Genomic DNA, 14292 nt, shown 5'->3' with positions numbered 1-14292 from the left:
GCGACCGTACCGCTGGGTTAGTTCAACTGGATTCCCGCCACGCGCATTGCCTCTTCGAGGCTCGTCAACGTGCGGCGCGCAGCGTCGATCGCCTTCTGAAAGGCGGCGCGCCCCTCCGCGAGTTGCTGCGCCGAAATGTCCGGCGGATTGGCCTCGATCTCCTTCTGCCGTTGCAACAGCTCGTCGAGGAGCTTCTGCGCGCCAGCGCGGGCTTCGAGGACTTGTTGAATCTCGTCTTCGGAGAGGAAAGTGTCAGCCATCGCCGCCTGCTTCTGCGCCTCCGTGTCTCCGCAGTGAATCAACTTCCCAGCAAATTGCGCGCGATGACTTTCAGTTCGAGGATCGGCTTGACGCCTTCGAAGATGGGCAGCACTTGCGCGTCGACGACGTAGCGGGAGATCGCAAATTCCTCCGCGTAACCCCAGCCGCCGTGGATGAGTTGACCTTCCTGCGTGGTCCACACGGCAACGTCCGATGCGAATAACTTCGCCATCGCCGGCTCGATGGCGATGGATTCATCGGCGTCCATCGCCAGCGCCGCCGCGTAGGTGAGCTGGCGCGCGGCCATGATGTGCGTCGCCATGCGGCCGAGTTTGTGTTGCGTGAGGTGAAAGCTGCCGATCGGCTGGCCAAACTGCTTGCGGTCGTTGGCGTACGCGGCCGTGCATTCGAGCGCGGCCTGCGCCACGCCGGTCGCGCGTCCGCCTGTTTGCAAGCGGCCCGCGGCGAAGCCGTTCATCTGGAGATAGAAGCCCTTGTTCAGTCCGCCCTCTTCACCAACCAGATTTTCAGCGGCGACGAAGTAGCTATCGAAGTTCAACGTGTACGAATGCATGCCGCGATAGCCGGGTGTGCGATCGGCTTTGCCGACTAGCACTCCGCCGGTCGACTGCTTCATCTCGAACTCGTGCCCGGTGAACGCATCCTTCGGCACGATAAATAGCGACAAGCCGCGTGCACCCTTCTTCAAATCCGGATCGGTGCGGGCAAGCAGCGCCAGCACATTGGCGCGGCCGGCAAACGTGCACCAGGCTTTGGCGCCGTTGATGACGTAGCCCTTCTGTTTGCCACCAACCTCACCGGCATCGGCCCGGCACTTCACCGACGCGACATCCGAACCGGTATCGGGCTCGGTCACCGAGATGCCGACCATGATCTGTCCCGCCGCGATCGGCGGCAGCCACTGCTGCTTCTGCGCATCCGTGCCGCCCTTGAGCAACGCCTTGGTGAGAATCTCCGGGCGCGTGATCAAGCTGCCCGCGGCGGCGAGCGAGCAGCGCGACAGCTCTTCGGTGGTGAGAATCATCGCCAGGTTGCCCATGCCGCCGCCGCCGAATTCCTCGGGCACCGACATACCGAAGAAACCCAGCTCGCTCATCTTCGCGATGATGCTCTCCGGAATCAGATCGTCGTGACGATGGATGTGCTCGGCGATCGGCGCGACTTCGCTTTCGGCAAACTGGCGCACCGAATCGCGGGTCATCACTGCCATCTCGTCGCCCAGCCAGGAGTGATTCGCGCCGCGCTGTTCGACGACGTGGCGGCCGATCGCGCGAATGCGCGCGTCGCTCAAACCTGCGCGCAGCAACGCTTTCATCTGCGACTCGCCGACGGTCTGATTCAGGCGGCTGTCGCCAATTCCGAATTCCTCCGCGTGGGCGTCGATGTTGCCGCTCACGCGCTGCGCAACTTCCGCCGCGAACACGGCCGCCATCTCTTCCACTACCGGATCGCGATGGCCCTGCGCTGCGGCCGACTTGGCGTAGGCGAGCAGATCACGAGCGGCGGCCACTTCGGTTGCGGCATACGCGAGTCGCTCGCAATGCACCTGTTCGTCATCGATCCCCTTGCCGCCGTCGGTTCGCATGCGCGCGACATCCAGCGCCTCACGCACCAGCGCGTCGGTGGTGGTGACCACACTCTCCACGCCCGCCAGATCGATCGGCCTCACATTCACGTCTGCCATTCTCGCTACGTCCTCTCGTGCTCATTGACGGGCGGGACAGTGCCGGCCCAAGTGTTGGCTGTCTATCATCGCCCTTCAGATCAGACCAGGGGTGGTGCGCCGCGCAGCCTGTGCCACCCTGACGTGGTTCTTGCGGCACGCGAGGCCGTCAACTTATTTGACCTTTCGCAGGGAAGGTAGTACCGCGCTGCCGATGCGCTTCTATGAATACGAGTCGAAACGATTGTTCGGCAAGCACGGCGTGCCGCTGCCGACGGGATCGAAGGTCGCGCACACACCGCAAGAGGCCAGCGCCATCGCGGCGGAGATCGCCGGGCCGGTGGTGCTCAAGTCGCAGGTGCTGACGGGAGGCCGGATGAAGGCCGGCGGCGTGCTCTTTAGCGACAACCCCGCCGCCGCCGCCGCCGCGGCGAAAAAGATTCTCGCGCTCACCATCAACGGCCACACGCCCCGCGGCGTGCTGGTCGAAGCGCGCGCCCCGATCGCCCAGGAGTATTACGTCGGTGTGACCTGGGACGGCGTGGCGCGGCTGCCGGTGATGATTTGCAGCGACATGGGCGGCATCGATATCGAAGAAGTCGCCGAGACTCATCCCCAACACATCGCCAAGCGCAATTTCTCCACACTGCTGCCGTTCTCCGATTTCATGGCGAAGGAATTAATCGCCTCGCTCAACATCAGCGGCTCCGACCTCAATCGTCTGGCGCAGATCACCGCCGGTTTGGCGCGCATCTTCATCACCTACGGTCTCACGCTCGCCGAGATCAATCCGCTGGCGAAGCTGGCCGACGGCCGCTTCGTCTGCCTCGACGGCCACGTCGACATGGAAGATGACGCGCGCGACAGCCAGAAGGCGATTCTCAAGGAGCTCGGCATCGATCCGGAAGAGAAGCGCCAAGCGCGTCCGCCGACGGACTTCGAGATCAAAGGTGTGGCCGTCGATGCCGGCGATCATCGCGGCGTCGCCGGCAACGTCGTCGAGTTCGACGGTGATCTCGGCCTCGTCATCGGCGCCGGCGGCGGCTCGCTCACGCTGTTCGATGCCATTCGCAAGCACGGCGGCAGGCCCGCCAACTACTGCGAGATCGGCGGCAACCCAAGTGTCACCAAAACCTGCGAACTGACCAAGCTGATTCTCTCCAAACCCGGCGTGAAGAAGATCGCAGTGATGATGAACGTGGTGTCGAACACCCGCGTCGACATCGTGGCCCGCGGCGTCATCAAAGGCGTGATCGAATCCGGCCACAAGCCGTCGGAGAAAATCGCCATCTTCCGCATTCCGGGTTCATGGGAAACCGAAGGCTTCAAGATCCTCAAGCACTACGGCGTCGAGTATTGCGACCGCACCGTGTCGATGTACGAAGCCGCCGGCCGCGCCGTCGCGAAGATGCGGGTTGGCTGATGGCCGATTGCAGATGGCTGATGGTTGGGAACTGAGGACGGCATGTCGATTCTGATCACCAAAGACGACACCTTTATCATTCAAGGCATCACCGGCCGCGAGGCGGTGAACATGAGCCGCGAGTGTCTCGACTATGGCTCTAAAGTGGTTGGGGGCGTGACCCCAGGTCGTGGCGGACGCGACGTCTACGGCATTCCGGTCTACGACACGGTGAGGCAAATCACCGCGAAGACGCGGGTCGACGGCTCGGTTGTCGCCGTACCGCCGGCCTTCACGCGTGACGCCGTGTACGAGGCGCTCGAAGCCGGAATCAAAACCATCGTCGTCGTCACCGAGCGCATCCCGCGTTTCGAGGTCGCGCAGATGGTCGAGCTGGCGCGACTGCGCGGCGCGCGCATCATCGGGCCGAACTGTCTCGGCGTCTTGTCCCCCGATGAAGCCAAGATGGGCGGGCTCGGTGGCCGCGCGGTCGACGCGAAGAAGGCGTTCAAGAAGGGTCCGATCGGCGTCATGTCGCGTTCCGGCGGCATGACGACGGAGATGTGCAACACGCTGACCGCGGCGGGACTCGGGCAATCGACCGCGGTGTCGATCGGCGGCGACGCGGTCATTGGCTCCACCTACGCCGATCTCATGCCACTCTACGAAGCCGACGCCGAGACCAAAGCGATCGTGATCTACTGCGAGCCCGGCGGCCGCATGGAAGCCGAGCTGGCGCGCTACGTCGTCGAGAAGAAGTCGCGGCTGCCGATCATCGCATTCATGGCCGGCCGCTTCATGGACGAGATGCCCGGTATGCGCTTCGGTCACGCCGGCACCATCGTCGAAGGTAAGGCCGACACGACAGCAGAGAAGATCAAGCGCCTCGAAACCGCCGGCATCTCGATCGCCGAGCGCATCGAAGACATCCCCGCGCTCGTGAAGACACGAATCGGGATGACCGGATGAAGATGGTTTACAACGGATTAAACGGATTGAACGGATTCATGCTTCGGAGGCCAGAGCAATTCGACGTTCACGATCCGAGTCCCTCAAATCCGTTTAATCCGTTCAATCCGTTGTAAAGGGAGTCCGAATGGCTTTGTTCATCGCAGTTGAAGTGAGCCCGGCCGTCGCCAACGACGCGGAGCTGGTCAAGAAGCTGGTCGAAGTCTGCCCAGTGAACATCTTCGCGGCCGGAACTGGCGGCGGGGTGCAGATCGTCGAGAAGAACCTCGACGAGTGCACCCTGTGCGAACTCTGTCTCGATGTCGGGGCGCCCGGTAGCGTCCGCGTCAAGCGACTCTATGGCGACAAAGAAGTCCTTGAGCGCCGAGCGTAAACCTGGCGGCGCTGTGGCGTCGGACGCGGACAGCCTCTTGCGTCGGCGACCGTGGTGGACCAGCGATCCGTCGCGTCTGGTCGGACGCGGTCATCCCGCAGGTGATTTCCTCGAAGCTTACGAGTGGACCGTCACCGAGCGGCGCAAGGGATTTCTTCGCATCGCCGCGCACGTCCCCGCACACGTCAAGAATCCTCGCGGTCAACTCTTCGGTGGCTTCACGCCGACGTATGTCGACATGGTAGCACTGATGACCGTGCGCGCCGGCGAGGAACCCGGCTCACCGCGGCACTGGCTGGCAACCACCAACATGCGCATCGATTACTTCGAACCGGTCGTCGGTCCACGCTTCGTCATCGAGAGCGAGTTGATCAAGGCGCGCGGTCGGTTGCGTTTCGTGCAAACGCGCTTCCTCGACGAAGCGGCCACGTTGCTGGTCTTCGCGGTAACGACGATGCGCGAGGTGGATCTGACCCGAAAACTCGGCGACGTGTAACTCGGTACGCGCAACCGCTTTGGTCGAATTGCTGACCCAAGTTTCGCCACCGCAGGCACTCGCGGATGGCCGATGGCATATGGCGAGTGGTTCGGACCATGGGCCACCCGGAATCAGCTATATGCGCGAGACATGACTGCCTGCTGGCTAGCCTGAAACGCGCCTCGCTCCTATTCCCGCGTTCCGCGCTCGGTCGTGATCTGGCGGACGAAGTCACCGATGGCGTGGTGCTCGAAGCCGGCGTGCAGATTGCCTGCACGTGCCAGCGCCACGACCTCCTCCAGAGTGTGCCAGCCGATCTTCCGCAACTCGGCACGATGAAAGACGATGATGGGCTCCACGTATTCCGTTCCAAGCACCTTGTGCCGCGCGCCCTTGTAGCGATACTCGCCGACTTCGATCAGCGGCCCGAGGATGATCCCCAACTCCTCTCGGATCTCGCGCCGCGCCGTGTCCTCGAAGCTCTCACGCTCCTCCATGCGTCCGCCGGGTAGACCCCATCTCCGAGCCGCCGCCCGCGCCCCACGGTGAATCACGAGGAGAAACCGATCTCCCTGGCGAATGATGCAGCGGACGGTGCGGAAGCGAGTCGTGCGCACGGGTGCTATCAAGCCACGCGCTTCAAGAGGAAGTCGAGGATGAGTCCGTTGGCGAGCGCTGACATTTCCTGCAGCCAGAAGTGGCTCGCCCCCGGCGCGATACAGAGTTGTGCTCCGGGAATCGCCGACCAGATTTCAACCGTGTGCGTGACCGGGATGAGGTCTTGATCGCCCGCCATCACCAGTGTCGGAACAGCGATCGCCGCCAGCGACGCCACGGGGATTTCGTAGTCGAGCCACATGCGCCGCATTTTTGCGAACGACCGAACGAGGTCGGCGCCGCGGTCCGGCGAGACGCGGCGATGCACTTCGATCCACGGCTGCACCTGGGGTGGCGCTGTCGCTAGCAACGCTTCCGGTGTCATCTGCGCAACCTCGTCCTTGAACGGGCCGAGGCCGTCGGCGCTGGAGTTCGCTCCGCTCACCACCAACTTCCTCACCAGATCCGGTCGTGAGTAGGCAAGGATCAATCCGATGTTGCCGCCGTCGCTGAGCCCGATGACGGCGGCCTCGCGTATCTTCAGTGTGTCCATGAACGCGGCGGTGTCGCGCGCCATCTCGAAGTAGGTCCAGGGTCTATCGATATCCGCGCTACGTCCAACGCCACGGCGCTCAGGCACGTACACGGTGAAGTGTTTCGAGAAGGCGCCGATCTGCGGCCCCCAGCCTTCGGCCACCATCGCCGCACCATGCAAGAGCACGGCAGGCGGCCCATCGCCGTGGTGCTCGTAGTAGGTGTGAATCCTGTTGGCGTCGACGTACGGCATCGCGAACCTCCAGTGTCGCCGTCTTACTATGGCTTGGGTCGGCGTGCCGCTGCGAACTCGTCTCCGGGAAGCCATGCCGGCGGCTGGTCGGCGTTGTCGACATCGAGACCGACGGCGAAGGCGAGCTGTGCGTCGTCGACCATCCCGCCAAGATCCCATTTGGGATCGAAGTCGTCGCTCGGTTGATGGTAGCGCTTGGCGATGAACTCTAAGCGCTGCTCCTTTCCCCATCCCGGCGGTCGGCCGATCACGTCGGTTCCCGACCGCGCCCACAGCACCGGCACGCCGACGCGGGCGAAGCTGAATTGATCGGAGCGGTAGAAGGCCCCATCCTCTGGAAAGAGTTCGTCGACGACCGAGCGGCCTTGGCGTTGGGCCAGCTCAGCGGCGAGGTCGTAGAGTGACGACTTCCGTCCGCCGACGAAGGAGACGTCGCGCGTTCGCCCGAAAACATTGCCGCCATCAAAGTTCACCTCGGCGACCAGATGGCCGGACGGAAGCGTCGGATGCACCGCGAAGTACTCCGATCCCAGCAACCCCTGTTCTTCCGCGGTGACCGTCACGAAGACGATCGAGCGGCGTGGCCGTTCGCGGAGCGCCGTGAAGGCACGGGCGATCGCCAGGAGCTGCGCAACACCCGCGGCGTTGTCGACGGCGCCGTTGTAGATGTCGAGCGTGCCATCAGGTCGCGGTTTGAGGCCGAGATGATCGTGATGAGCGGTGAAAACGACGGACTCGTCGCGAAGCTGCGGATCGCGGCCGCGCAGAATCCCGACGACGTTTGCCGACTCGTAGCGCCGCAACTGGTTCTCGATACGCAGCCGCAGCGTCACGTTGAGCCGAACGGGCGCGAAGTCTCGGCTGTGTGCCGCCGCCACGAGCTGGCTCAGATCATGACCGCCGAGCGCAGCCAGCCGACGCGCACTGTCTTCGGTGACCATCAGGCACACGTCCGTTTGTGGTCTGGTGTTCTCTATGAGTCGTGATTGCTCGCCGGCGCTCGATGTCTGCGCGACTTGCCACGGCCAACCGGCCGACTCGCGCGTATGGATCAGGACGATGCCTTTCGCGCCACGACGCGCCGCCGCCTCGATCTTGTACTGCGGTGTCCCGTAGTAGACCCGGCGCTTGCCGGCGAACAGCGCAGGATCCCAGTCGGGATCGTTGTAGAGGAGGAGCACGACCTTGCCGCGCACATCCGTATCTTTGTAGTCATCCCACTGGTACTCCGGCGCTTGAATTCCATAACCGGCAAACACCAGCTCCTCGCCGCCCAACGAGACGGTCTCGCTGGCCGACACGAAGCGAAAGGAGACGAAGTCGTCCGACGGTGTCAGCGCCAGTGAACTCTTGGTTCCGGCTGCACCGAGCGGTCCGAGTTGCCCGGTCACACCCAACAGCGGCACCGGTTGCTCCCATGACCCGTCCACACCGCCCGGCTCCAAGCCCAGCGCTTGCATCTGCGTCGCGATGTACAGGCGTGCCAACAGATCGCCCCGCGTGCCGGGGCCGCGCCCTTCCAAAAGATCGCTGGCGAGAAATCGGATCGGAGCCGCCAAGGTCGCAGACGTGATCTGCGTCGATCCGGTAGAGGCATTGTCGAGTGTTGAGCCGCGCCTCTGCGCGCTACACGCAGCCCAGAGGCTCGCAATGATCACTATGCTGGCGATCGTGTACGCTTGTCGTTTCATTCTACACGCCCCCCTTTCACCGGTGCCCGCACCGGCCGGCCCGGGGTCACACCGTCAACCAACTTGCCATCCGTCACTACTCGTACGCCAGCGATGAGCACGTGCTGAATCCCCGCGGACGGCAACGCCGGCTCCTCGTACGTGGCGCGATCAATGACTCGTTCCGGGTCAAAGATCGTGATGTCCGCATCGGCGCCAACTTTGATGCGGCCCTTGTTGCGCATCATCGGCGCGCGCTGCTCCAACCGCTGCGCCGGCATGATCGTCATCTTGCGCACCGCCTCCATCCAGGTCAGCACCTTTTCCTCGCGCACGTAGTGGCCCAGGACGCGGGCGTAGGTGCCGGCGCTGCGCGGGTGTCCCTTTCCATGCTCCAGCCGGCCGTCGCTGGCGATCATCGTCAGCGGGCTACGCAGCGCTTCGTTGACGGCCGACTCGGGAATCACGTGGCCGATGACTCTGCCCCCGGTTTTTCGATAGCGCGCAAAGGATTCGGCCGTCAGCCGTTCCCCGGTCGCCGCCCATTGCAGGTCGTGATAGTCCGCGCCCATCCGTTGCTGCCAGCCATCGTCAAACATGCCCGATTCGATCCGCGTCGCCGCCGCCGTGTAGGGATAGCACTCGGTGGTCACATCCAAGCCGCGGGCTCGCGCTTCCGTGATCATTTGCAGCAAGCGGCCCGTGTTACCCAATCCCATGCTGGAGACATGCACGATATGCAGGGGCGCACCAGTCAGGGTCGCGGCGGCGATCACTTCCTCGGTCGCGTCGACGGAACCGTTCGGCTCCATGAGACCGACAAAACGCATATGCACATGAACCGGCGTATTGAATCGCGCCGCCACGCGAAACATCTCCAGCACCTCCCAGCGCGTCGCCGCCGGGGTGTATTGGATCCCCAGTCCGACACCGAGCGCGCCGCGTTCCAGCCCGTGGGTCACCTGTCGCGTGATCTCTGCCAGCTCGGCGTCGGTGGCGGCACGGTGTGCGGCATCACCCGTCGGCAGAAATTCACCCGGATCGTGCATCACGGCCATGCGCGCCGGAATGTGCCCGGCGGTGGCGCCGTAGTTGATCAACGCCCGGCCCTCGCGCTGGGCGTACCATCGATCGACGTCGCCGACGCCAACCTCGAGCTCCAAGGCAGTGGTAACCCCGTCCATGGCCTTCAGCACATAGTTCTCCGCATCCTGCCCGTGTGAATGCAGATCGATGAAGCCGGGCGCGACGATCAAGCCGCGGGCCTCGATCACCCGATCTCCTTCGATGGCGCCCGTGGTCACCATCGCGATCTTCGCGCCCACGATGCCGACGTTGCGCACACCGTCGAGCTGCGACTCAGGATCGATCACGCGGCCATTGAGCACGACAACGTCAAAGTTCGTGGGGGAGACCGCATGGCGGAGCGCGCCGCAGCCCGTGTGGACCAAGAGCGCGCAAGATAGTACGACCACCAGAGCGGGTGGAAATCGCAAGTCGCTGACGACACGCACGTGTGTGTTGACCGCGGACAGGTTCGGCCAGCCTTCGCGCATAACACTCCTCCACTCAGTTGGCGCGCAGTATCGTGCAGCCACAGTGCCCAGGTCAACGGAGTGATGTAGACCGTACCGAGTATACCAATGACGGCAGGATGGCACTGTTCGGCGCGCTGATCGCGCACACCTTCGCTTTCGGCCTCCATCGAGCCGAGCGTGCCACGCATCGGCCGATTCGGGCCGTTCCGACACTTCACGCGCTGAATCGCAGCGCACGCGGGTGGGGAGCCCGGCGTATCGCTTGGCGAGGAGTCGTCACGGTGCTATGCGGCGAGGGTCGTCGAGTCTGGAGCCGGCAGCAGCGCCACCGCAACGGAGGGCACTCGGAAATGGGGACTAGAGTTGGACGCGCGGATGGTGGTATTCCCGTTGCCCGTTCGCGGGGTTGGTCGGTTCTGTTCGTGCGGATGAAGGTAAAGCGATAGTTGGCTCAGCTTCACTGAGCCGCGAGGAGCGTGTTCATGACTGCTAAGCTGCCCATGCTCGACGCGGTCAAGATCCAGGCGCGGATCGTGATCCCGATCGTCAAAGCCCTGGAGGGTGAACTCGGGAGGGAACGAGCGCATGCGATCGTCGGCCAAGCGATCGCCGACGCGTATGCCAACTGGCAAGCTGGTCGAACGCCGGCTCGGAACACGCACCCGAGAGAAGGCAACGTCGCGCACAACTTTCCTGTCGAAACCGAAGTCGTCCACGACACCGATAGCGCGTTTGGAATCAACATGACGCGTTGCCAGTTTGCCGAATACTTCCGCGAAATCGGCGAGCCGGAAATTGGAGCGCTGCTCACGTGCGGCGTTGACTTCGTGACGCAGGCCAAACTCCGACCCGATTGGGAGTTCGGACGGGGGACCCAGACTCTGATGCAGGGCGCGCCCTACTGCGACTTCCGATGGCGTCTACGTGGGCGCGAGCAGAAGAGCCAAGACGATTCTTCCCCCTCAGATGATCGATCGACCGAGCGTCGCTCAGAAGCAGCCCTGCGAGAACTCGATCAGCGGGGCGCGAAAGCGGTACTCGATCTCGACGTTGCGACCCTCGAGGATCTCTATTCACCTGACGCCTTGCTACATGCGCCCAACAACGCCGTCATGGCGAAGCAAGAGGTTCTCGAGTCGGTTCGGGCGTCCCGGTTCAGCTACATCTCGTTTTCCCGTACGACGGAGCATGTTGCAATTTATGGCGACATCGCCGTGACCTTTGGCGGCGAGACCGTAGTCCCTCAGGGCAGTCATCCAGACGCCGGCAAGACCGTACGGCGGCGCTATACGCACATCTGGCGGAACGAGAATGGACGGTGGAGGCTGCTGGTCCGTCATGCGAACGTTATTTCCTCGAAGTAGATCCGTGTTCGAAGGCGATGCCACACAACAAGCCGCTGGACCTGCCGGCCGCGCGCGTCCGCTGTACGAGCGGGCCGAGTCTTCCCCTCGCCGCGTTTCACCCGAGCTGCTCAGCGGCTCGCGGCAGCTCTCGCGCCTTGCTGAACGGCGCACCCAGAGTCGGTCGGGCTCCTTCATAGGATCTCGACAGCAAGCTCGGCATACTCCGTGGTCCCGTTGTTCCGGGTGCGCTGTGTAGTGCGAGCGTGGCGTAGGAATACAAGGCCCTCCACCCTGCGCTCAAATTCGGAAGATGACGCACCGACCACTTCGAGGTCGGCCCCACGCACCACGACGATGATCTGTTCGCGCTCACCCGCAGGACAGAGGTGAGTGTCGCCTGGCTGAATCCGAGTCTCCGCTACCGGGCCGAGGCTCGCTGCGAGAGTCATGACACCTCAGTTGTGCTCCAGCTTACGCCGCGCTCAGCCGACGACCTTCAATCACCTGCCACCAGCCGCCCGCGTGCGGACTCGCCGCGGAACTGACGCCGACGAGTTGCAGTCCGGCCGCTGCGAATAGCGTTGCCATTTCTTCGCGGGTTCGATGCGCGCCCCCCTGCATGAGGAAGAGGTTGAGATCGTTTCGCGCGAGGAGGGGGCGTGCTGGATCTCCCTTTTCCGGGAGCAGGAGATCGACGAGCAGCAGCCGGGCCTGCGCGCCGGCGGCGCGATTGCAGTTCTGAAGGAGGCTCAGAGCTCTGTCATCATCCCAGTTCAAAAGTACGCGGCAGACCGTGTAGACATCGCCTCCCGTCGGAATGCTCGCAAAGGCGTCTCCAGGAACGAGGGTGCAACGATCGAGGACACCCGCTCGCTCCAAGTGAGCTTCTGCGCCTTCGACAACAGCCGGCAGGTCCACCAGCACACCTCGACAGGAAGGATATCGTGTGAGGATCTCGATCAGAAGATTTCCCTGGCCTCCCCCAACGTCCACGACGGTCTCGGATCCCTTGAGTCCAAGCGCAGTCACCACCGGTGGGAGCCACGATCCACCGGTCACAGAATTCCAGTCGTTCCAGTTCTGATTCTGCTCGGGATGGCTCGCCGCGTACTCGAAGAACGGCGCGCCATTGGCGCTCTCGAAAGTCGGTCTTCCCGTGCGCAGCGCCTCCGGGAGGGCGCCCCACGCCGCCCAGCTCTCGTCGCCCACGAAAATCGAGTCGACGAGATTGAGGTGATCAGAGAGTTCGGTCGGTCCGAAGATGCCGGCCTCGCGCTCCTCGAAGACGCCGTGTTCCGACAGGAAGCGGAGAAGGCGGTGGAGGGTGCGGGCGTGCAGACCCAAGGCAGTGGCGAGATCCTCCGCGCTTCGCGGGCTTTCCCGAATGTACCGACCAAACTTCAGACGTGCCGCGACCTGCAGCGCTCGCGGAAGCTGGAACCCCGAGACCATGCGGGTCAATGCGACGGCGGGAGGCAACTTCCGTGTATCGGCCATTCAGGGCTCCCTCGATTTCTTCCGCGGTCTATAGGGCCGGGCTTTCTGAAACGCTAGCACAACGTCTTGATGTCAGCGTCTGCAGCATCCCATGACCTATGTTCATCTAGCGTCAAGCCGCGTGGTCGGAATCGGCCGGCGCTCCACCGCGAGCTGCTCGACAAGGAGCGCGGCCTGGTCGACTCCGGGCATCCCGATGATCTCTTGAGCGATCCGCTGCGCAACGGCGCGATACGACGGGTCGGCAAGCATCGTATCCGCGTCCGCTCGCATCCGCTCGACGGTCAGCTCGTAACGCTCAAGACGCCGTCCCGCGCCGGACGCGGCGAGCGCATCGGCATTGCGACGCTGGCTCGGCGACGCCGCGGGGACCGCCAGGACCGGGACACCGTGGGAGAGCGCGCCGAGCGTAGAACCCGAACCGCCGTTGCTGATCACCAGCGCGCAGTGCGGCAGCAGCGCTGCTTGCGGGATGAATCGTTCGACGTGGACGCCATCGGGTACGGACCCTATGGCGTCGGGGTCACCTTCGGGACCCACGGTGATCACGAGCTCGACCTCGCCGGCCAGCGCGGCGATCACGATCTGGAAGAACTCCAAGTCTCCGGCGAAGCGCGGAGCCGTGCCCAGCGTCACGTACACGATCGGCCGGTGAACGCGATTGATCCAATCGAGCCCGGAGGCCGGCCGGCGCGATCGGGCGATCTCCGGGCGCACGAGATGCGCCACCTCGACGCTTGCTGCGTATGGAAACTGAAGCGAAGGGGGGCACGGATCGAAATAGAGCCAGCGATAGGTGCCGCCCGCCGTATCGGGCTCCAGACCGTGGGCGCGCCACAACGGTTCCAACGCCGCCGCGGCTGCCATGACCATCTCCGGTGGGCGCATCGGCCCCCAGCCGTGATCCACCCACGGCACTCCTGCCTTCGCTGCCACGATCGGCCCTGCGAACTCCCCCTCTTCGCGCACAACAACATCCGGTGCCCAGCCGAGCAGGCGGGGCAGCGCCTCGAGAATGGACGGAGTGAGTATGCCGATGAAGAGGTCCGTCACAACCCGCCGGCTCTCTTCCTCAGGTCGCAATGACCGAAACTCGGGATGCGCGGCATGCAGTCGCCGCATGGCCTCGACATACGTGATGCCAACCGGGATGATCTCCAACCCGAGATCTTCAACGCTCCCGCGGAACGACTCCATGGTCGCGACCACCACATCGTGGTGCGCGTCGCGAAGCGCCTGCGCGAGTGGAGCCATCGGACGGAAGTGGCCGTGGCCACCGATCGACGTGAACATTATCCGCACTGGTGGCCCTCCTGTGAGCGCATCGTCGACGCGACTGAAGTGAATGTCGGACCCGGATCTCCCGTATCGTGACCGTTCATAGCGAGTCGATTGCGGTCGCGCTGTTCCGTGGGTCGCTCCTCAGAACACGGCCGCAATCAACCGCCACGCAGGCCGCTGAGGCGAAGTGCGAACGTATCCTCGTGGATCTTGGGGCCACCGAGGAGATGGAGGTGCGCTGCCCGGAACAAGGCGACAATGATCGCTGTTTGACTCGGTTTCCCAAGTTCCAATGTTCGCCCCCGCAGCCCAGCGGACAAACAATCCGCAAGGGTTTCTACCCAAACGTGCGGCGAAGCTTACACAGGGAACGGTCAGAAGGACAAGGCTGCGAGGTGCGGGGCATGGT

Annotated in this window: 13 protein-coding genes; 5 read left to right on the top strand and 8 right to left on the bottom strand. The window is 63.8% G+C overall.

Annotated elements, in window-relative coordinates; genetic code table 11:
* Positions 1-17: 17 nt before the first annotated feature.
* The gene (locus HYR72_14705; GenBank protein MBI1816225.1) at positions 18-260 is read right to left on the bottom strand and encodes a hypothetical protein; all 243 of its coding nucleotides are present in this window, start codon (positions 258-260) and stop codon (positions 18-20) included.
* A gap of 38 nt (positions 261-298) precedes the next feature.
* Complete coding sequence (locus HYR72_14700; protein ID MBI1816224.1) at positions 299-1966, bottom strand: acyl-CoA dehydrogenase family protein; 1668 nt, start codon at positions 1964-1966, stop codon at positions 299-301.
* Between the two features lie 193 nt (positions 1967-2159).
* Here HYR72_14700 and HYR72_14695 point away from each other — a divergent pair, with 193 nt between their 5' ends.
* From HYR72_14695 to HYR72_14680, 4 genes are all read left to right on the top strand, one after another.
* On the top strand, positions 2160-3368 hold the full coding sequence (locus HYR72_14695; GenBank protein ID MBI1816223.1) for an acetate--CoA ligase family protein: 1209 nt from the start codon (positions 2160-2162) through the stop codon (positions 3366-3368).
* A 42-nt stretch (positions 3369-3410) separates the two neighbouring features.
* Positions 3411-4316, top strand: coding sequence for a CoA-binding protein (locus tag HYR72_14690; GenBank protein ID MBI1816222.1), 906 nt, complete (start codon positions 3411-3413; stop codon positions 4314-4316).
* Between the two features lie 127 nt (positions 4317-4443).
* A complete protein-coding gene (locus tag HYR72_14685) occupies positions 4444-4689 on the top strand; it encodes a hypothetical protein (protein ID MBI1816221.1) in 246 nt (81 codons plus the stop codon).
* Positions 4655-5185: a PaaI family thioesterase gene (locus HYR72_14680; protein ID MBI1816220.1), complete on the top strand. Its 531-nt coding sequence runs from the start codon at positions 4655-4657 to the stop codon at positions 5183-5185. The genes HYR72_14685 and HYR72_14680 overlap by 35 nt, the downstream gene beginning before the upstream one ends.
* Before the next feature lie 170 nt (positions 5186-5355).
* Here the strand turns inward: HYR72_14680 and HYR72_14675 are convergent, their stop codons facing one another.
* From HYR72_14675 to HYR72_14660, 4 genes are read right to left on the bottom strand one after another with little or no spacing between them, the layout of a single operon-like run.
* On the bottom strand, positions 5356-5796 hold the full coding sequence (locus tag HYR72_14675; GenBank protein ID MBI1816219.1) for an NUDIX hydrolase: 441 nt from the start codon (positions 5794-5796) through the stop codon (positions 5356-5358).
* Entirely contained in the window at positions 5793-6551 is a 759-nt protein-coding gene (locus HYR72_14670; protein MBI1816218.1) for an alpha/beta fold hydrolase, read from the bottom strand. Before HYR72_14670 ends, HYR72_14675 begins: the two co-directional genes overlap by 4 nt.
* A gap of 26 nt (positions 6552-6577) precedes the next feature.
* Positions 6578-8242 carry a M28 family peptidase gene (locus HYR72_14665; GenBank protein MBI1816217.1) on the bottom strand — a complete coding sequence of 555 codons (1665 nt, stop codon included), beginning with the start codon at positions 8240-8242 and terminating at the stop codon, positions 6578-6580.
* Entirely contained in the window at positions 8239-9777 is a 1539-nt protein-coding gene (locus HYR72_14660) for an amidohydrolase family protein (GenBank protein MBI1816216.1), read from the bottom strand. Before HYR72_14660 ends, HYR72_14665 begins: the two co-directional genes overlap by 4 nt.
* A gap of 464 nt (positions 9778-10241) precedes the next feature.
* Between HYR72_14660 and HYR72_14655 the strand changes: the two genes are divergently transcribed.
* Positions 10242-11123 carry an L-2-amino-thiazoline-4-carboxylic acid hydrolase gene (locus HYR72_14655; protein ID MBI1816215.1) on the top strand — a complete coding sequence of 294 codons (882 nt, stop codon included), beginning with the start codon at positions 10242-10244 and terminating at the stop codon, positions 11121-11123.
* A gap of 453 nt (positions 11124-11576) precedes the next feature.
* Here HYR72_14655 and HYR72_14650 read toward each other — a convergent pair whose 3' ends face one another.
* A complete protein-coding gene (locus HYR72_14650; protein MBI1816214.1) occupies positions 11577-12602 on the bottom strand; it encodes a hypothetical protein in 1026 nt (341 codons plus the stop codon).
* A gap of 102 nt (positions 12603-12704) precedes the next feature.
* Positions 12705-13904 (bottom strand): glycosyltransferase family 1 protein, encoded by a 1200-nt coding sequence (locus HYR72_14645; protein ID MBI1816213.1) that lies wholly within the window; start codon positions 13902-13904, stop codon positions 12705-12707.
* Positions 13905-14292 lie beyond the last annotated feature (388 nt).

The sequence above is a fragment of the Deltaproteobacteria bacterium genome, assembly GCA_016178705.1.
Lineage (GTDB): Bacteria > Desulfobacterota > Binatia > HRBIN30 > JACQVA1 > JACOST01.
The sequence above is the reverse complement of the archived record's forward strand: the minus strand, read 5'-3'. Positions and strand labels throughout refer to the sequence as shown.